This is a genomic window from Pseudomonas sp. NPDC089918 (assembly GCF_050280605.1).
GTDB lineage: Bacteria > Pseudomonadota > Gammaproteobacteria > Pseudomonadales > Pseudomonadaceae > Aquipseudomonas.
This window is the reverse complement of sequence record NZ_JBNNVP010000023.1, coordinates 49,994-68,012: the sequence shown is the minus strand read 5'-3', so window position 1 is coordinate 68,012 and position 18,019 is coordinate 49,994. Positions and strand designations below refer to the sequence as shown.

Sequence of the window (18,019 nt, the reverse complement as noted above, 5' to 3'; positions counted from 1 at the left end):
GCAGGTGCGCAACGAGGTCATCATGAAAATCCGCGAGCTCGCCAAGCATTGGGAAGAAAACGCCAAGGGTCGTCTGACCGACTCTGGCTACGCGATTCATCTGGACGTGGAAGCCGCCGCACGGCTGGCGGCGATTATCGACATGTACCCTAAACGGCACCCCGAAGAACTGCTCGGCGAGCTGATCGGCGCCGCCCTGGAAGAACTCGAAGCGAGTTTTCCGTATGTGAAAGGGTCAACGGTGGTGGCCACCGATGAAGAAGGTGATCCGCTGTACGAAGACGTCGGCCCGACCCCGCGCTTTCTCGCCTTGTCCCGGCGTCATTTGCATGATTTGTCGGGCGATAACGACAAGCAGAAACACTGATTCCTGTGGGAGCGAGCCTGCTCGCGATAGCGGTTTAACAGTCAACGTTGATGTTGAATGATATGGCCCCATCGCGAGCAGGCTCGCTCCCACAATTTGATCGCATTCTTCCTGCTGAACGGTGAACTTGCGGGTCACTTAAAGCCCTGTGAATACGCCTGTGCCGCCCGAAAGTTCCCGATGTAGAGCCTTGTCCGCTCGATCAAGTTTTTTCGGGCGATAGGCCATCTTCTCTGAACTTTTGAAAAACACTTTGGGTCAACCCAATAACCACGCCTGGGACGGCCGATTCAAAATGCTCTGGAAATTGTAGGTTGCGGCTCCTTGCCCAGGATGGATTCAGATGTTTTTCAGGAGTTATCCAATGGAGTTGAAGACCATGAAGACCAGCATCGCATCATCCTCGTTCCCCCATCTGCGCGGTCTCAAACTGGCGGCCCTGGCCATCGGCGGCAGCTTCGTTCTGGCCGGTTGCGCCGGTAACCCGCCGAGCGAGCAATACGCCGTGACCCAATCCGCCGTGAACAGCGCTGTCAGCGCCGGCGGTACCGAATTCGCCGCTGTGGAAATGAAGGCCGCTCAGGACAAGCTCAAACAAGCCGAAATCGCCATGCACGACAAAAAGTATGACGAAGCCAGAATGCTGGCCGAGCAAGCCGAGTGGGACGCCCGCGTCGCCGAGCGCAAGGCCCAGGCGATGAAAGCCGAACAAGCTGTGAAGGACTCTCAGAAAGGTGTTCAGGAACTGCGTCAGGAAAGTCAGCGCACCGTGCAGTAAGCGCCCATCCCGTTTTTCAGACCTGAAACACTTATCGATAGAAAGGACGAACTATTATGCGCAAACAATTGATGATCCCCGCCCTCCTGGCCGCAAGTGTTGCACTGGCTGCCTGCTCCACACCGCCCAACGCGAACCTGGAGCAAGCTCGCACCAACTACACCGGCCTGCAAGCCAACCCGCAAGCCAGCAAAGTCGCAGCGCTGGAAACCAAAGACGCCAGCGAATACCTGGACAAGGCCGACAAGGCTTACCTGGATAGGGAAGACCAGGCCAAGGTCGACCAACTGGCTTACCTGACCAATCAGCGTGTTGAAGTGGCCAAGCAGACCATCGCCCTGCGCACCGCTGAAAACAACCTGAAAAATGCCGCGGCACAACGGGCCCAGGCTCGTCTGGATGCCCGCGACCAGCAGATCAAACAGCTGCAGGACAGTCTGAACGCCAAACAGACCGATCGCGGCACGCTGGTGACGTTTGGTGATGTGCTGTTCGCCACCAACAAGGCGGACCTGAAGTCCAACGGTTTGGTGAATATTAATAAACTGGCGCAGTTCCTTCAGGAAAACCCGGACCGCAAAGTGATTGTCGAGGGTTACACCGACAGCACTGGCTCGGCGTCGTACAACCAGTCGCTGTCCGAGCGTCGCGCGACCTCGGTGCAAGTGGCCCTGATCAAGATGGGTGTAGATCCTGTGCGCATCGTGGCCCAGGGTTATGGCAAGGAATACCCGGTTGCGGAGAACGCCAGCGTCTCGGGCCGTGCGATGAACCGTCGGGTGGAAGTGACCATTTCCAACGACAACCAGCCTGTCGTACCGCGTTCGGCGATCAGCTCGAACTAAATTGAACCTGCGGTAACGCAAAAGCCCCGCCTGAGTTGATCAGGCGGGGCTTTTTATTGGCTGAACACTCGATCTGCGGGTAAACACCCTGTGGCGAGGGGGCTTGCCCCCGTTCGGCTGCGAAGCAGTCGTGAGACCATCCCCCAAGGTATTACCGACAAAACGCGAATGCAGGTTTCAGGGCCGCTTCGCGACCCAACGGGGGCAAGCCCCCTCACCACAAGGGTTCATCGTTGCCGATGGATGCGAGACTTATTGTTCAAGTTTTTGCGGGGTTTCCTGGCCCATGCAGCGCACGGCTTTTTTCTTGCTGTTGATCAGCACGCCGGTCAGGCCTTTCTGGTCGGTGTCGAACAGCACCAGCACGCCATCGATGCACTGGGCCACTTGCGGGGCCGGTTCCAGGGAGACCTTGTAGTCTTCGCCCGGCACGGTCTTGAGCATGGTGAAGTCGCTGAGCAGTAGCGCATCTTCGGGTTTGGCGAAGTGCAGGTAGCCGTACCACCACAGGGCGCCAACGGTGCCGAGGATGCTGCAAATACCGGTGATGATCAGCGGGATGGCGTTACGTTCTTCACTCATTGCGGACTCTCTGGTGGTTCATCTTCAGAATTCGGGGGCGCCGGGTAATTCGGGATTTCACCCAGGCGGCGCAAGCCGTTGAAATGCTGCGGGTCTTCGAGGTAGCGCAGCATGACCTTTTGCCAGACCGGGTCGGCGAAGGTTTGCACATGACCGCCCCGGGTCAGTTGCAGCACTCGCGGCGGCGGCGCAGCTTGATACAGTCGGATGCCGTTGGAAAGGGGCACCAGTTGATCATCAATACTGTGATAGATCAGTTTCGGTACGCCGTTGAGCTGTTTCATGGAATGGATCGCGCTGTCGCCGTCCGGCACCAACCAGGACAACGGCACCTGGAACGGCCAGGTCATCCACGACGTACTCAAGGCGAAACGCCCGACATCACGGTAACTGGCAGGCACGCCATCGAGCACGAAAGCCTTGAGTTGCCGCTGGCGCTCGGGATGTTGGGCCAGGAAATGCACGGCCATCGAACCGCCAAGGCTCTGACCGAGAAGGATCAGCGGCTTGCCCTTGACCTCCGGGGCCTGGTCGAGCCATTTGAACGCGGCATCGATGTCCTGATAGATCGCCGGCAACGCCGGTTTACCTTCGGACCAACCGTACCCGCGATAGTCCACCAGCAACACTTGATAGCCCTGCTCCGGCAACCACCAGCTCCCCCCCAAATGCCACGCCAGGTTGCCGCCGTTGCCGTGCAAATGCAGCACCGTGCCTTTGACCTCGACTCCTTTTTTCGCCGGCAGCCACCAGCCATGCAGCTTGAGGCCGTCAGCGGTGACCAGGGTGACGTCGCGGAATTCGAGTTTGGCTTTTGCCGGGGTGAACGGCTGGCCGGGCTCGGGATAGAACAGCAGAGAGTCGCAACCGCCAAGGGCCAGGAGCAGGCAAAAGATGCCGAGGATTCTCATCCGGTGAAGCCTCGCGAAAAATGGGGGATTGGAATACACCCCCCTGTGGGAGCGAGCCTGCTCGCGATGGCGGTGTGTCAGACAACATCGATGTTGAATGTTAAGCCGCTATCGCGAGCAGGCTCGCTCCCACAGGGGATCTCATCATGGTTAGAGGATATTGGAATAATCCGCTTCGATCCGGTCCAGGCTCAGGTGGTTGAGGAAGTTGGAGAAGCACATCCAGGCCGATAGCGCGTTCATGTCGCGGAATTGGTCAGGCAGGTACTTGGGCGGCACCACCAGGCCTTCGTCCACCAACTGGCGCAAGGTCCGCATGTCTTCCAGCGTGGTCTTGCCGCAAAACAATAGCGGTATCTGCTCCAGCTTGCCTTTACGCACGGCCAACTGAATGTAGTTGTAAACCATGATAAAGCCCTTGAGGTAGGACAAGTCTTTGGTAAACGGTAGACCGGTCGGCACCGAGCCACGGAAAACCCGACTGGCGTTGCCGTAGCTTTCGGCCATTTCGAAGCCTTGCTCACAGAAAAATTCGTAAATCTGCAAGAAGTCCGCGCCCTCCTCCACCATATGAATGGCGCGGGTACGGTTAGTCAGTTTGCGCAGGCGGCTCGGGTAGGAGGCGAAGGTGATGATTTCCATCAGGATCGCCAAGCCTTCCTGGGTCACGGTAGACGACGGCGGGCCTTTGGACAGGAAGGTGCAGATCGGCTGATTCAGGCCGTTGAGCGTGGTGCCCACATGCACCAGCCCTTCGTGGACTTCCAGCGCACGCACGTCACGGTCGTTGAACATCGCGTCGGCGCGGATCTTGATGTAGTCGGCGCCGGCCGCCGCATCGGCGACGATCCCGTCGGACTCGAACACCCGAATGGTTTCTTCGTTCTCGCCAAACACCTTGTTCAACCGATGTTGCAGCAGGTCGACGGCTTCCTTGGCGGTAAGGATTTTCGGTTCGTCCTTGAGGTCGCCACGGCCGTCGATGTTGTTCAGGTAATCGGAGAGCATCAGCCCCAGGTCGGCCAGGGTCGGGTCGCCCGCGTGGAACGCATCGGACGCCGCGCCATACAATTCCTGGGAAATCAGCCCGAAATCCTCGGTGCCGCGCGCTTCAAGCATGCGCACCACCATCCGGTATTCCTTGCACATGCGGCGCATGATCTGGCCGACCGGATTGAACTGGCCGAGCTGGCGAGTGATGTCGCGCTCGATGTTCTGGAATTCCAGCTTCACTTTGCTGGAATCAAATGCCAGCGGTCGATTGAGGTAATAGTCGCGGTCCACGGCCGGCATTTCCTTGCCCTTGCCTTTGAAGAACCCCTTGCGAATGCTGTCGTCCCACTTGACCGCATCCAGAACGCGAATCGGCGTCTGCGCCAGCACTATGCGATCGGACAAAATGCGTATCGTCTGCTGGTATTCGTCCACCCGAAACTCCTGTAGTAAAACCGTTACGTGCTGGGTTTATTTGGTTTTGGCCAGGCGCTGATAACGCACCGCTTCGACGAAAACATCGGAATTGGCCGGGTCATCGAGGTAGGCAAACACCTGATCCAGGCTGTTGTTGATCAACACCCCGTCGCCGTCGTCGGTCCGGAAGCCTTGGCCACTGAGGGCTTCTTGGCCCATGGCCTGTTTGATCTGCTCAAGGTCGAGGTTGTAGACCACCAGTTCGTGCTTATCGTTGAGCTCGAAACCGGTGATGGTGAAGTTTCCGCCGAACTGCGCCGGCACCTTCGCCGACAGGTACCAGCGATTGCCATGGCGCGACACGGTGAAGGGATAGGCTTCACGCTCATGGGGCTTGGCCTTGAAGTAGCTGACCGCCTGATAGCGATTGTCGCCGATGCGCGTCAGTTCCAGGTTCATCGGCTCACCCCAGGCATTGGTGCTGGTCCACTTGCCAAGCAATCCTTTGGGCGCGGGCTCGCTGGCGGGCAGCGGCTCCTTGAAGGTCACCAGACAGCCACTGAGCAGCAGGATCGACAAGGCGATCACAATGACGCGCCAGGCTTTCATTCAACACTCCCTATCGATACACGACGACTTTTGCGCATTGATCGTTCCCACGCTCTGCGTGGGAATGCATCCGGTGACGCTCTGCGTCACGTCAGTAAGGGGACACGCGGAGCGTCCCGGGCGGCATTCCCACGCAGAGCGTGGGAACGATCGGAGTACCGGGTTACACCGACGCCAGCACCAAATGCATGTAGCGGTTGAGGATGCCGAGCATTTCCTCTTCGGCTACAGGCTCGGCGTCGTTGAGCAGGCCCTGATATTCCATCCGTCCGATAATAGCAGTCAACACTTTGGCATCCTGTTGTGGCTCACGGGAACCCAATACTTCGAAAAGCTGGCAGGTGCCCTGCAGGAGAATTTGCTGATGGGAGCGCACCAACAAGGCCAGGCGCGGGTTGAGCAAGGCTTCCTGGCGGAAGGCTTGCTCGGCCATCAAGTGCTCGCGGCGATTGATCAATTGCCGATGAACATAGTCAGCCATCAGCCGGGCGATATCGTCCGCCAACTGTGAGCGGGACTCGACGGTGCCATCGCCGCTGACAACCATCTCGCGCAACAGGCCTTCGTTGCTGGCCCATAACCGGGCCATGAACGCCGCGCTGCGTTCCACGTATTGGGCGAAGGTATCGGTGAGCAGGTCATCGATGTCTTTGAAATAGTAGGTCGTGGCCGACAGCGGCACACCCGCTTCAGCGGCCACAGCACGGTGCCGCACGGCCCGCACGCCATCGCGCACAACAATGCGCATCGCTGCGTCGAGAATGTCCTGTCGACGCTGTTCGCTGCCCTGTCGGCTGGCCTTGCGGCCCTGGTACTGAACACTTTCAGCGACCGCAGTGGCGATACCCGCTGCACCTTCTTGAGCCATTGCACGATTCACGACAGGTATTCCTCTCTAAACGTCAAAAGTAACCAATTGATACGTTTGTACCAGACAGGCAATAAAAAGCCGCCTGTTATAGGCGGCTTTTTAATTGAAACACTTACGCTTGTGGCCGCATGTGCGGGAACAGAATCACGTCGCGGATGGACGGTGAGTTGGTCAGCAACATCACCAGACGGTCGATGCCGATCCCTTCACCGGCCGTTGGCGGCATGCCGTACTCCAGCGCGCGAACGAAGTCGGCGTCGTAGTGCATGGCTTCGTCGTCGCCGGCGTCCTTGTCGGCCACCTGCGCCATGAAACGCTCGGCCTGGTCTTCGGCGTCGTTCAACTCAGAGTAGGCGTTGGCGATTTCACGGCCACCGATGAACAGTTCGAAACGGTCGGTGACGTTCGGGTTCTCGTCGTTACGACGGGCCAGCGGCGACACTTCGAACGGGTACTGGGTGATGAAGTGCGGCTGCTCCAGCTTGTGCTCGACCAGCTCTTCGAAAATCATTACCTGCAGCTTGCCCAGACCTTCGAAGCCCAGCACCTTGGCGCCGGCCTTCTTGGCGATGGCGCGGGCCTTGTCGATGTCGGTCAGGTCGTCAGCGGTCAGCTCAGGGTTGTACTTGAGGATCGAATCGAACACCGACAGACGCACGAATGGCTCGCCGAAGTGGAACACCTTGTCGCCGTAAGGCACGTCGGTGCTGCCCAGAACCAACTGAGCCAGCTCGCGGAACAGCTCTTCGGTCAGGTCCATGTTGTCTTCGTAGTCGGCGTAAGCCTGGTAGAACTCCAACATGGTGAATTCAGGGTTGTGACGCGTCGAAACGCCTTCGTTACGGAAGTTGCGGTTGATCTCGAAGACTTTCTCGAAACCGCCGACGACCAAACGCTTGAGGTACAGCTCAGGCGCGATACGCAGGAACATTTCCATGTCCAGCGCGTTGTGATGCGTCTCGAACGGCTTGGCCGCCGCGCCGCCTGGAATGGTTTGCAGCATCGGTGTTTCCACTTCCAGGAAGTCACGCTTCATCAGGAAGCTGCGAATGTGCGCAATCACTTGCGAGCGAACGCGGAAGGTCTGGCGCACCTCTTCGTTGACGATCAGGTCGACGTAACGCTGACGGTAGCGCTGCTCGGTGTCGGTCAGGCCGTGGTGCTTGTCCGGCAGCGGGCGCAGGGATTTGGTCAGCAGGCGCACGCTGGTCATTTCAACGTACAGGTCGCCCTTGCCGGAACGCGCCAGGGTGCCAACGGCTGCAATGATGTCGCCCATGTCCCAGGTTTTCACCGCGGCCAGGGTGTCTTCGGACAGGGTTTTACGGTTGACGTAAACCTGAATGCGACCGGTCATGTCCTGAATCACCATGAACGAGCCACGGTTGAGCATGATGCGACCCGCCACCTTGACCGGGATTGCAGCCTCTGCCAGCTCTTCCTTGGTCTTGTCCGCGTACTGTTTCTGCAAGTCTTCGCAGTAATTGTCGCGGCGGAAGTCGTTGGGGAAGGCATTGCCCTTGGCGCGCTCGGCAGCAAGCTTTTCCTTGCGCAGGGCGATCAGGGAGTTTTCTTCCTGTTGCAGGGCTTGCGGGTCGAGTTGTAGGTCGCTCATGTCTTTAAATATTCCATCACAGGTTCGTTGCCCCCAGCCTTCGGCTGGGGATCGCGGGCAAGCCCGCTCCCACAGGATCGCGGTGAATCAGCTGATCACTGCATGCATGTCTTACAAGCCTTGTTTCAGGCTGGCCACCAGGTATTCGTCGATGTCGCCGTCGAGCACCTTGTCGCAGTCGCTGCGTTCGATGTTGGTACGCAGATCCTTGATCCGCGAGGCATCGAGCACATACGAACGGATCTGGTGACCCCAGCCGATATCCGACTTGGTGTCTTCCAGAGCCTGGGAAGCGGCGTTGCGCTTCTGCACTTCCTGCTCGTACAAGCGCGCCCGCAACATTTTCATCGCGGTGTCTTTGTTCGCATGCTGGGAACGTTCGTTCTGGCAGCTGACCACGGTGTTGGTCGGTACGTGTGTAATCCGTACGGCCGAGTCGGTGGTGTTAACGTGCTGACCACCGGCACCGGAGGAGCGGTAGGTGTCGATGCGCAGGTCCGACGGGTTGATGTCGATTTCGATGTTGTCATCGATTTCCGGCGACACGAACACGGCCGAGAACGAGGTGTGACGACGGTTGCCGGAGTCGAACGGGCTCTTGCGCACCAGACGGTGCACGCCGATTTCGGTACGCAGCCAGCCAAAGGCGTATTCGCCCTTGATGTGCACGGTAGCGCCTTTGATACCGGCGACTTCACCGGCCGACAGCTCCATGATGGTCGCGTCGAAACCGCGTTTATCCGCCCAGCGCAGGTACATGCGCAGCAGGATATTGGCCCAGTCCTGAGCCTCGGTACCGCCGGAGCCGGCCTGGATGTCCAGGTAGGCGTTGTTGGCGTCCATCTCACCGCTGAACATGCGACGGAATTCGAGTTTTTCCAGGGACTCGCGCAGGCGCTCGACTTCGGCAGCGACGTCATCGACGGCGGCCTGGTCTTCTTCTTCGGCGGACATCAGCAGCAAGTCTTTGGCATCGGCCAGACCGCTGTGCATTTCGTCGAGGGTTTCGACGATCTGAGCCAGCAGCGACCGCTCGCGGCCCAGTTCCTGAGCGTACGACGGGTTGTTCCAGACAGACGGATCTTCAAGCTCGCGATTGACTTCAGTCAGACGCTCATGCTTTTGATCGTAGTCAAAGATACCCCCGAATAGTTTCGGAGCGCTCGGACAGGTCCTTGATACTGTTAAGGATCGGGTTGATTTCCATGGCAGGCAGCACTCGTTGGCGAACTTTTGAAAGCCGGCGAGTATAACGTAATCAAGCTGTCACGGCAGCCCGCCCGGCGGCTTTAGGCGCAACATAAACCAGTGGCGAGGGGGCTTGCCCCCGTTCGGCTGCGAAGCGGTCGTAAAACCTGATTGCTGGGTTTGACTGAAAGAATGCTGGGGCCGCTTCGCGACCCAACGGGGGCAAGCCCCCTCGCCACAGTGTTTATGCCAGTCTTGGGAGCTTCACTTAATCTGAAGACTACTCGATCCCCACCTGATTACGCCCATTGTTCTTCGCCAGGTACAACCCCTTGTCCGCCGCCGAGATCAATTGCCGGCAGTCACTGCCCTGCTGCGGAATCATGGTCGACAGGCCGATGCTGATGGTCAGGCTCGAACCCTCGGTCGGGAAAATGTGCGGGATTTTCAACCCGGCCACGGTCTGGCGCAGTTTTTCCGCCACCATTCGTGCACCGCCCGGCGAAGTGTTGGGCAAGACCAGGACGAACTCTTCGCCGCCGTAACGGGCCGGCAAGTCCGAAGGTCTGGAGCTGGCGTCGCGAATCGCCGTGGCGACTTTGCGCAGTGCTTCATCACCTTCGAGGTGGCCAAAGCTGTCGTTGAAGGACTTGAAGTAGTCGACATCGATCATCAGTAGCGACAATTGAGTCTGGTCCCGCAGCGAACGCCGCCACTCCAGCTCCAGGTATTCGTCGAAATGCCGGCGATTCGACAGCCCGGTCAGGCCGTCGGAGTTCATCAAGCGTTGCAGCACCAGGTTGGTGTCGAGCAACTGCTGCTGGCTGACCCGCAGCGCGCGGTACGCCGCGTCACGTTGCAGCAGGGTCATGTAGGAGCGCGAGTGATAGCGGATACGCGCTACCAGTTCGATGTTGTCCGGCAGTTTGACCAGGTAATCGTTGGCACCGGCGGCAAACGCCGCGCTCTTGATCAGCGGGTCTTCCTTGGTCGACAGGACAATGATCGGAATGTCCTTGGTCGCCGGGTGATTACGGTATTCGCGCACCAGGCTCAGGCCGTCGAGGCCAGGCATGACCAGGTCCTGAAGGATTACGGTCGGCTTGATGCGAATCGCCTGGGCGATCGCCTGGTGCGGGTCGGCACAGAAATGGAAGTCGATGTTTTCTTCGTTCGACAAACCACGCCGCACTGCCTCGCCGATCATCGCCTGATCGTCCACCAACAACACCATGGCGGCGTTTTCATCGGTTTTGAAGTCGTCGAGCTGTAATTCATTCATGTGCGGTCACCTGAGTACTGCCTTGGCCACGATTGCTGCTAATGATAGTCATTTTGAGAAGATCTCCATCAATCGTGGCGCTATCTTGTCCAGCGGGAGAACTTCCACAGCCGCGTCGATGGCCGCGGCCGCTTTCGGCATGCCGTACACCGCACTGCTTTGTTGGTCCTGAGCGATGGTCAGGTAGCCCTGTTGGCGCATGAGTTTAAGCCCCTGCGCGCCGTCGCGCCCCATACCGGTCAGCAGAACGCCCACAGCGTCACCGCTCCAGTAACTGGCTACACTTTCGAAAAACACATCGATCGACGGCCGATAGATCTCGTTGACCGGTTCGGCGGTGTAGGCGAGTGTGCCGTTTTTCAGCAATCGAATGTGATGGTTGGTCCCGGCCAGCAGGACCACGCCGTTTTGCGGCGGTTCGCCTTCCTGGGCCAGGCGCACGTCCAGGCCACTGGCGCTGGCAAGCCATTCGGCCATGCCGGCGGCGAACACCTGATCCACATGTTGGACCAACACGATGGCCGCCGAAAAATCTCGAGGCAGGCCCTTGAGCAGCACTTCCAGCGCCGCCGGCCCGCCGGCGGATGAACCGATGGCTACCAGGCGCTGGCGCGAGGCCGAATGGCGGTGTGGGCTCGGTGCCGATCGCACCCGATTGCTGTGGTCACCAATCAGCCAGCCAATGTTCATGATCTTGCGCAGCAGCGGTGCGGCGGCTTCCTGAGGATTGCCGCCACCGATAGCCGGGGTATCGACCACATCCAGCGCGCCGTAGCCCATGGCTTCGAACACCCGGTGTACGTTCTGCTCGCGGTCGACAGTGACAATGACAATCGCGCACGGGGTCTCGGCCATGATCCGCCGGGTCGCTTCCACACCGTCCATCAACGGCATGATCAAATCCATCAGGATCAGATCCGGGGTGTATTCAGTGCAACGTTGCACTGCCTCGGCCCCATTGCCGGCGACCCAGATCACCTCGTGCGCCGGTTCGAACGCCAAAGCGCGGCGCAAGGCCTCTACCGCCATGGGCATGTCGTTGACGATAGCGATTTTCATGCCCGCGCGCCTCCAATGAGCTCAACCACTGCATCCAGCAAAGCGTCATCATGAAAACTCGCTTTGGCTAGATAATAGTCGGCTCCGGCGTCCAGTCCACGGCGGCGGTCTTCTTCGCGGTCCTTGTAGGACACCACCATCACCGGCAGGGATTGCAGACGGTTGTCGCGGCGCACCAAAGACACCAGCTCGATGCCATCCATGCGCGGCATGTCGATGTCGGTGATCAACAGATCGAAGTCCTCTGAACGCAGGGCGTTCCAGCCATCCATGCCGTCCACCGCCACCGCGACGTCATAGCCGCGATTGAGCAGCAGCTTGCGCTGCAACTCACGAACGGTCAGCGAGTCGTCCACCACCAGAATCCGTTTACGCGCCGCTTCGACGGCCTGATTGGCATGCCGGGCAATGCGCTCCAGACGCCCGGTATTGAGCAGTTTGTCCACCGAACGCAGCATGTCTTCGACGTCGACGATCAGCACCACCGAGCCGTCGTCGAGCAAGGCCCCGGCGGAAATGTCCTGCACCTTGCCCAGGCGCTCGTCCAGCGGTAGCACCACCAATGTGCGCTCGCCGACGAAGCGCTCGACTGCCACCCCGTAGATCGCCTCGCGCTCGCGGATGACCACGACTTTGAGGGTTTGCGCATTGTTCTGGCTCGCCGGGCGATGCAACAGCTGACTGGCGGCAACCAGCCCGACATGCCGGCCTTCGTACCAGAAGTGCTGCCGGCCTTCGACCTGCACGATATCTTCCGGCGCCAGGTCGCACATGCGCTCGATGTGCGCCAGCGGGAAGGCATACGCCTCATCACCGACTTCCACCACCAGGCTGCGCACCACCGACAGCGTCAGCGGCACTTCCAGATGAAAGCGACTGCCCTCGCCTGCTGTCTGCTCCAGCACCACGGCACCGCGCAACTGGCGAACCATGTGCTGAACTGCATCCAGCCCGACGCCGCGCCCGGAAACTTCGGTAACCGCGTCGCGCAGGCTGAAACCCGGCAGAAACAGGAACGTCAGCAGCTCCTCTTCGCTCAACTGGGCGGCGGTTTCGGCTGGGGATAACTGTCGCTCGACGATGTTGCGCCGAAGCTTTTCCAGGTCGACGCCGTTGCCGTCATCGCTGAGTTCCAACACCAGCAGACCGGCCTGATGGGACGCTCGCAACCGGATCAGGCCTTCCTCCGGTTTGCCGGCCAATAGCCGTTGTTCCCGGGTTTCGATGCCGTGATCGACCGCATTACGCAGCAGGTGCGTCAGCGGTGCTTCGAGTTTTTCCAATACGTCGCGGTCGACCTGGGTCTTATCGCCCTCGATCTCCAGTCGCACCTGTTTGCCCAGGCTGCGGCCGAGGTCGCGGACCATGCGCACTTGCCCGCTCAGCACGTCGGCGAATGGCCGCATGCGACAGGCCAGCGCCGTGTCGTACAGCACCTGCGCACGCTGGCTGGCGTGCCAGGCGAACTCGTCCAGCTCGGCGTTCTTTTCCACCAGCAATTGCTGAGACTCGGCCAACAATCGGCGGGCATCCCCCAAGGCTTCCTGGGCTTCAAGACTCAAGGCATGGTCCTTGAGATGGACGTTGAGGTTTTCCAGCGCCCGCAGGCCGTTGCTCTGCATGCGCTTAAGGCGCTGCATGGTGGCCAGGTGCGGCTTGAGCCGCTGGGTTTCCACCAGGGATTTACTCGACAGGTCGAGCAGGCTGTTCAAGCGCTCGGCCGTGACGCGCAATACGCGTTCGCCACTTTCGGTGGTGCGTTTAGTCGTGGGCGCTGGCTCGGCGGGCGCTGCCGGAGAGGCTTCGGCGGCGGCCGGCATGGGCGGCTCAACCTTGGGTGTCGGCGGTTCCATCTGAAGCTCTGCCATCGGCGGCGCGATGGGGGCAGTGGCCGCCATATGATCAAGCAGCCGTCCCATCAAGACGACGTAAGCGTCGATATCCGCAGGCGCCGGAGCGTTGCCCGGCGTCGCAATCCGCATCAGCAGATCGGTGCCTTGCAACAGTGCATCAATGTGTTCGGGCCGCAGGTACAGGCGCCCTTCCTGGGCGCTGACCAGGTAATCTTCCATCACATGGGCAACGCTGACCCCGGCATCGACACCGACAATCCGCGCCGCACCCTTGAGCGAATGGGCCGCGCGCATGCACGACTCAAGGTAATCGGCTTGGGTCGGATCACGCTCAAGCGCCAAAAGACCTGCGCTCAGCACCAGGGTCTGGGCCTCGGCTTCGAGGCTGAACAGTTCCAGCAAAGAGGCGTCACGCATTTGCTCGGGGGTCATGTGAGGCTCCGGGTCACGGCGGACAGCAGCTGTTCTTCATCCAGCCAACGCAGGCTGCGACCTTTGAATTGCAAGACGCCACGGGTGTATCTGGCGCTGGCCTGGGTGCCGGACTGGGACGCCGCATCGAGAATGCGCTCGTCGATGGCGTGAATCCCGTCCACCTCATCCACCGGTACCACCACCGGCCCGCCGTGGGCGGCGATGATCAGCATCCGCGGCATCACCCGCGCGCCGGATGCCACGCCACTGGTGCCGTCGAGCCCCAGCAACTCCACCAGCGACAGGCACGCTACCAAGGCACCGCGCACATTCGCCACGCCGAGCAACGCCCCGGAGCGCTGGTGCGGCAAGGAGTGAATCGCTTGCAACGGCGCCACTTCGACCAGGCTGCGAGTGGCCAGGCCCAACCATTCTTCGCCGAGGCGAAACATCAGCAGCGAGCGGGTTTTCACATCGCTGCCGGCCACCGTGGAAACTTGCTCGCGGTCGTCCTGCTGCAAGGCATAGCGATCGAGCAAGCGCGTGGCGGCAGCCGAATACACCGCACAGTTGCGGCAATGAATGTGCTCGCTCAGCAATGGGCAGGACTTGTCGCCGTGGATACCTATTCGGTTCCAGCAGTCGTCGATGGCCTGGGCATCTTCATGGGTGACGCTCAAGGTGTCGGCGGCGCTCATCGTTTACGCTCACTGTCTGCGGCGCGCTCGCTGCGGGCGGCGCGGGCCTGTAATCGTCGGGCTCCCGCCGTGTCGCCCTGGGACTGGAGCAAGGCGGCCAGGTGCATCAGCGCATCGGGGTGTTGCGGCTCGAGGTACAACGCCTTGCGATAAAAGCCCTGGGCCTCGAGGGCGCTGCCGGCGACATCGCTGAGCAGCCCCAGCCAATAGAACACCTGCGCCACCGGCTCGTGACTGCGCAAAAAACTGTCGCACGCGGCGCGGGCCTCTGCGCTTTTGCCTTCATTGGCCAGCGCGGCGATGTTCGCCAGCAGCGTGGCGGCGTCCGAAGGGGTGGCCGAAGGGGTGGCGGCGACCGGAGGCATCGGCACGACCGTTGCGAAAGGCCGACTGCGCACTGGCGGCGGTGTCACGCTGCGCACCGGTTGTTGCACCGGCAGCGGCAGCGGCGTCGGAGTAGGCACGAAGGTCGCGAGCGGTTCCGGCGCACTTTGACGACTGAAGGCAAACGACTGCGGGATGCCGATCGAGCGCATGCCGAAACGCCCCAGCAGACTGCCCTCCGCCGGGCCGATAAACAGCACGCCGTCGACGTGGGTCAGGCGCTTGAGCACTTCGAACACTTGCTGCTGGGTCGGCTGATCGAAATAGATCAGCAAATTGCGACAGAACACGAAGTCATAAGGTGGCTCACTGGCCAGCAAGGCCGGATCCAGCAGATTGCCAACCTGCAAACGCACCTGTTCAAGCACGCGCCCGCTGAGGCGATAGTTGTCGTTTTCAGCCGTGAAATGCCGCTCGCGAAAGTCGATGTCCTGGCCGCGAAACGAATTCTTGCCATACAGCGCGAGCCTGGCCTTCTCCACCGACAGCGGGCTGACATCCATGCCGTCGACCTTGAACTGGTGCGGCGCCAGCCCGGCATCGAGCAATGCCATGGCGATGGAGTACGGTTCTTCACCGGTGGAACACGGCAGACTGAGAATCCGCAGGGCGCGCATGTTATTGATCGCCGCCAGCCGCTTGGCCGCCAGTTTCGCCAGCGTGGCGAAGGATTCCGGGTAACGGAAAAACCAGGTCTCGGGGACGATGACCGCTTCGATCAGCGCCTGTTGTTCGTCGCGCGAGCCCAGCAAGGCGTGCCAGTACTCATCAGTCGTTAGCGCCCGAGCCGCCGTGCAGCGCTGGCGCACCGCGCGTTCGATGATCGCCGGGCCGACCGAGCCCACATCCAGACCGATACGTTCTTTGAGGAAATCGAAAAACCTTTGATCGCTGCTCATCCCTGCTCCTCAAACTGCGCCAGGTCCAGCGGCGGCGAGGGAAACAACAAGGCGCGGACCTGTTCGTCCAGCAAATCGGCAACCCGCACCCATTGCAGTAAACCCTGGGCATCTTCGCGCACCGGCCCCAGGTACGGCGCCTGGCGATTGTCCAGGCCATAAGGCTGAAAGTCCGCCGGGTTGCAGCGCAACGTGTCGGTGGCCTGCTCCAGAATCAACCCGAGCAATTGCGCAGGCGTCGCCTCATCCGGCCGATAGTGCACCAGCACCAGCCGCGTGCTGGTGCGGGCCTGGGCCGGTTGGCCGAACGTCAGGGCGCTGAGGTCAATCACCGGCACCACCGCGCCGCGACAGGCAAACACCCCCGCCACCCAGTCCGGGGCCTGGGGAATCGGTTTCAACGGCAGCTGCGGCAGCACTTCGGCCACCTCGATGGCCTGCAACGCGTAACGCTCGTTGCCGATGCGGAACACCAGAAACAACGACTGTTTCACCGGCATCACCGCGCCGCGCTTGACCGCGAGCTCGCTCATCAGACTTTGAATCGCGAAACGCCGCCACGCAGCCCCACGGCCACCTGGCTCAGTTCATCGATGGCAAAACTGGCCTGACGCAGGGACTCGACAGTCTGGCTGCTGGCATCGCCCAACTGCACCAACGCGTGGTTGATCTGCTCGGCGCCGGTGGCCTGGGCCTGCATGCCTTCGTTGACCATCAACACCCGTGGTGCCAGTGCCTGAACCTGATGAATGATCTGCGACAACTGCTCGCCCACCGACTGCACCTCGGACATGCCACGGCGCACTTCTTCAGAAAACTTGTCCATGCCCATCACCCCAGCTGACACCGCCGACTGGATCTCGCGCACCATCTGCTCGATGTCGTAGGTGGCCACCGCAGTCTGGTCTGCCAGGCGCCGTACTTCGGTAGCGACCACGGAAAACCCGCGACCATATTCACCGGCCTTCTCGGCTTCGATCGCGGCATTCAGGGACAACAGGTTGGTCTGGTCGGCGACTTTGACGATGGTCACCACCACCTGATTGATGTTACCGGCCTTCTCGTTAAGGATCGCCAGTTTGGCGTTGACCAGATCGGCCGCGCCCATCACCGAGTGCATGGTGTCTTCCATGCGCGCCAGGCCTTGTTGACCGGAACCTGCCAGCACCGACGCCTGATCGGCGGCGGTGGAAACTTCGGTCATGGTGCGTACCAGATCCCGCGAAGTGGCGGCAATTTCCCGCGATGTCGCGCCGATTTCGGTGGTGGTGGCAGCGGTTTCGGTGGCGGTAGCCTGTTGCTGCTTGGATGTCGCAGCGATTTCCGTGACCGACGTGGTGACCTGCACCGAGGAGCGCTGCGCCTGGGACACCAGCGAAGTGAGCTCGGTCATCATGTCGTTGAAGCCGGTTTCCACTGCGCCGAACTCGTCCTTGCGATCAAGATCCAGGCGACTGCTGAGATCGCCGGTGCGCATGACTTCGAGGATATCCACGATGCGATTCATTGGGGCCATGATCGCGCGCATCAGCAGCAGGCCACAGAGGCCGGCGACGATGATCGCCACCAGTAAAGAGACGCCCATACTGATTTTGGCGTCGGTCACCGCTTCGCCGATGGCCAGTGTGGCTGCTTCAGCTGCATCGTGATTGCGCTCGATGAGGCTGTTCAACTGCTTACGCCCGTTGATCCAGGCCGGTGTCAGCTTTTGCTCCAGGGCAATGCGCGCTTGCTCGTACTCTTTGCGCTGGTAGAGGTCGAGGACGTTGCTCATTTCTTGATTGAAGACCTGATGACGAACTTCGAATTCGTCGAAAATGGCCTGATCGTCCGGTTGAAAAATGGTCTTGCGGTAGTAGGCCATTTGCTCGTTCAAGCGCTCTTCGAAGCTCTTGTACATGGCCTGGTCGGCAGCGGTCAGTGCGCGATTTCCGGAAAGACCGACAATTTGCTGGGTCAGGTTATAACTATCGACCCAGGCACCGCGCATCATCGAACTGAAATACACCCCCGGCACCGAGTCGGTGCGGACCTTTTCTTCGCTGACCTCGATCTTGATCAGGCGAGAAAAAGACATCACGACCATCAACAACATGATTGCGATAATCACCGCAAAGCTCGCCAAAATGCGTTGGCGCAACGTCCAGTTCTTCACAGTCAGTCCTCGGTGCGGTTCGAATTGCGGGGGAGTATAGCCGAGGGTCTGTGGGAACGGGCTTGATCACGAAGAACGAAAACGCGGTACTCCTGACCA

General features: G+C 60.3%; 17 protein-coding genes. 3 read left to right on the top strand and 14 right to left on the bottom strand.

The window, feature by feature from the left end:
• The first annotated feature begins 22 nt into the window (after positions 1 to 22).
• The 3 genes from ACQKPC_RS17480 to ACQKPC_RS17470 all read left to right on the top strand — a co-directional run bounded on the left by ACQKPC_RS17480 (position 23) and on the right by ACQKPC_RS17470 (position 1,990).
• Positions 23 to 367, top strand: a complete 345-nt coding sequence (locus tag ACQKPC_RS17480) for a hypothetical protein (RefSeq protein WP_007897668.1) — start codon at positions 23 to 25, stop codon at positions 365 to 367.
• A gap of 364 nt (positions 368 to 731) precedes the next feature.
• Positions 732 to 1,145, top strand: a complete 414-nt coding sequence (locus tag ACQKPC_RS17475) for a DUF4398 domain-containing protein (RefSeq protein ID WP_063342619.1) — start codon at positions 732 to 734, stop codon at positions 1,143 to 1,145.
• Between the two features lie 56 nt (positions 1,146 to 1,201).
• Positions 1,202 to 1,990 carry an OmpA family protein gene (locus ACQKPC_RS17470; RefSeq protein WP_427625693.1) on the top strand — a complete coding sequence of 263 codons (789 nt, stop codon included), beginning with the start codon at positions 1,202 to 1,204 and terminating at the stop codon, positions 1,988 to 1,990.
• A 252-nt stretch (positions 1,991 to 2,242) separates the two neighbouring features.
• Here the strand turns inward: ACQKPC_RS17470 and ACQKPC_RS17465 are convergent, their stop codons facing one another.
• The 14 genes from ACQKPC_RS17465 to ACQKPC_RS17400 all read right to left on the bottom strand — a co-directional run bounded on the left by ACQKPC_RS17465 (position 2,243) and on the right by ACQKPC_RS17400 (position 17,920).
• Positions 2,243 to 2,572, bottom strand: a complete 330-nt coding sequence (locus ACQKPC_RS17465) for a hypothetical protein (protein WP_008014068.1) — start codon at positions 2,570 to 2,572, stop codon at positions 2,243 to 2,245.
• Complete coding sequence (locus ACQKPC_RS17460; RefSeq protein ID WP_427625692.1) at positions 2,569 to 3,483, bottom strand: alpha/beta hydrolase; 915 nt, start codon at positions 3,481 to 3,483, stop codon at positions 2,569 to 2,571. The genes ACQKPC_RS17465 and ACQKPC_RS17460 overlap by 4 nt, the downstream gene beginning before the upstream one ends.
• Positions 3,484 to 3,633: 150 nt before the next feature.
• Positions 3,634 to 4,911 carry a flavohemoglobin expression-modulating QEGLA motif protein gene (locus tag ACQKPC_RS17455; RefSeq protein ID WP_007897658.1) on the bottom strand — a complete coding sequence of 426 codons (1,278 nt, stop codon included), beginning with the start codon at positions 4,909 to 4,911 and terminating at the stop codon, positions 3,634 to 3,636.
• Between the two features lie 36 nt (positions 4,912 to 4,947).
• Positions 4,948 to 5,502: a hypothetical protein gene (locus ACQKPC_RS17450; protein ID WP_008070395.1), complete on the bottom strand. Its 555-nt coding sequence runs from the start codon at positions 5,500 to 5,502 to the stop codon at positions 4,948 to 4,950.
• 163 nt (positions 5,503 to 5,665) lie between these two features.
• Entirely contained in the window at positions 5,666 to 6,382 is a 717-nt protein-coding gene (locus tag ACQKPC_RS17445; protein WP_427625691.1) for a TetR/AcrR family transcriptional regulator, read from the bottom strand.
• A gap of 103 nt (positions 6,383 to 6,485) precedes the next feature.
• On the bottom strand, positions 6,486 to 7,988 hold the full coding sequence (gene lysS, locus ACQKPC_RS17440; protein ID WP_008014060.1) for a lysine--tRNA ligase: 1,503 nt from the start codon (positions 7,986 to 7,988) through the stop codon (positions 6,486 to 6,488).
• A gap of 111 nt (positions 7,989 to 8,099) precedes the next feature.
• Positions 8,100 to 9,195, bottom strand: a protein-coding gene (gene prfB / locus ACQKPC_RS17435) for a peptide chain release factor 2 (protein WP_095920368.1) whose coding sequence is annotated in 2 segments (ribosomal slippage) — positions 8,100 to 9,122 and positions 9,124 to 9,195 — 1,095 coding nt in all. Because the reading frame shifts where the segments join, the coding sequence is not laid out codon by codon here.
• Between the two features lie 261 nt (positions 9,196 to 9,456).
• Positions 9,457 to 10,458: a diguanylate cyclase domain-containing protein gene (locus ACQKPC_RS17430; RefSeq protein ID WP_427625690.1), complete on the bottom strand. Its 1,002-nt coding sequence runs from the start codon at positions 10,456 to 10,458 to the stop codon at positions 9,457 to 9,459.
• Positions 10,459 to 10,506: 48 nt separating this feature from the next.
• Positions 10,507 to 11,517, bottom strand: a complete 1,011-nt coding sequence (locus ACQKPC_RS17425; protein WP_427625689.1) for a chemotaxis response regulator protein-glutamate methylesterase — start codon at positions 11,515 to 11,517, stop codon at positions 10,507 to 10,509.
• A complete protein-coding gene (locus tag ACQKPC_RS17420) occupies positions 11,514 to 13,802 on the bottom strand; it encodes a hybrid sensor histidine kinase/response regulator (protein WP_427625688.1) in 2,289 nt (762 codons plus the stop codon). Before ACQKPC_RS17420 ends, ACQKPC_RS17425 begins: the two co-directional genes overlap by 4 nt.
• Complete coding sequence (locus tag ACQKPC_RS17415; RefSeq protein WP_427625687.1) at positions 13,799 to 14,482, bottom strand: chemotaxis protein CheW; 684 nt, start codon at positions 14,480 to 14,482, stop codon at positions 13,799 to 13,801. The genes ACQKPC_RS17420 and ACQKPC_RS17415 overlap by 4 nt, the downstream gene beginning before the upstream one ends.
• Positions 14,479 to 15,765 (bottom strand): CheR family methyltransferase, encoded by a 1,287-nt coding sequence (locus ACQKPC_RS17410; protein WP_427625686.1) that lies wholly within the window; start codon positions 15,763 to 15,765, stop codon positions 14,479 to 14,481. The genes ACQKPC_RS17415 and ACQKPC_RS17410 overlap by 4 nt, the downstream gene beginning before the upstream one ends.
• Positions 15,762 to 16,298 (bottom strand): chemotaxis protein CheW, encoded by a 537-nt coding sequence (locus ACQKPC_RS17405; protein WP_427625685.1) that lies wholly within the window; start codon positions 16,296 to 16,298, stop codon positions 15,762 to 15,764. The genes ACQKPC_RS17410 and ACQKPC_RS17405 overlap by 4 nt, the downstream gene beginning before the upstream one ends.
• Entirely contained in the window at positions 16,298 to 17,920 is a 1,623-nt protein-coding gene (locus tag ACQKPC_RS17400) for a methyl-accepting chemotaxis protein (protein ID WP_427625684.1), read from the bottom strand. The genes ACQKPC_RS17405 and ACQKPC_RS17400 overlap by 1 nt, the downstream gene beginning before the upstream one ends.
• Positions 17,921 to 18,019: the final 99 nt, after the last annotated feature.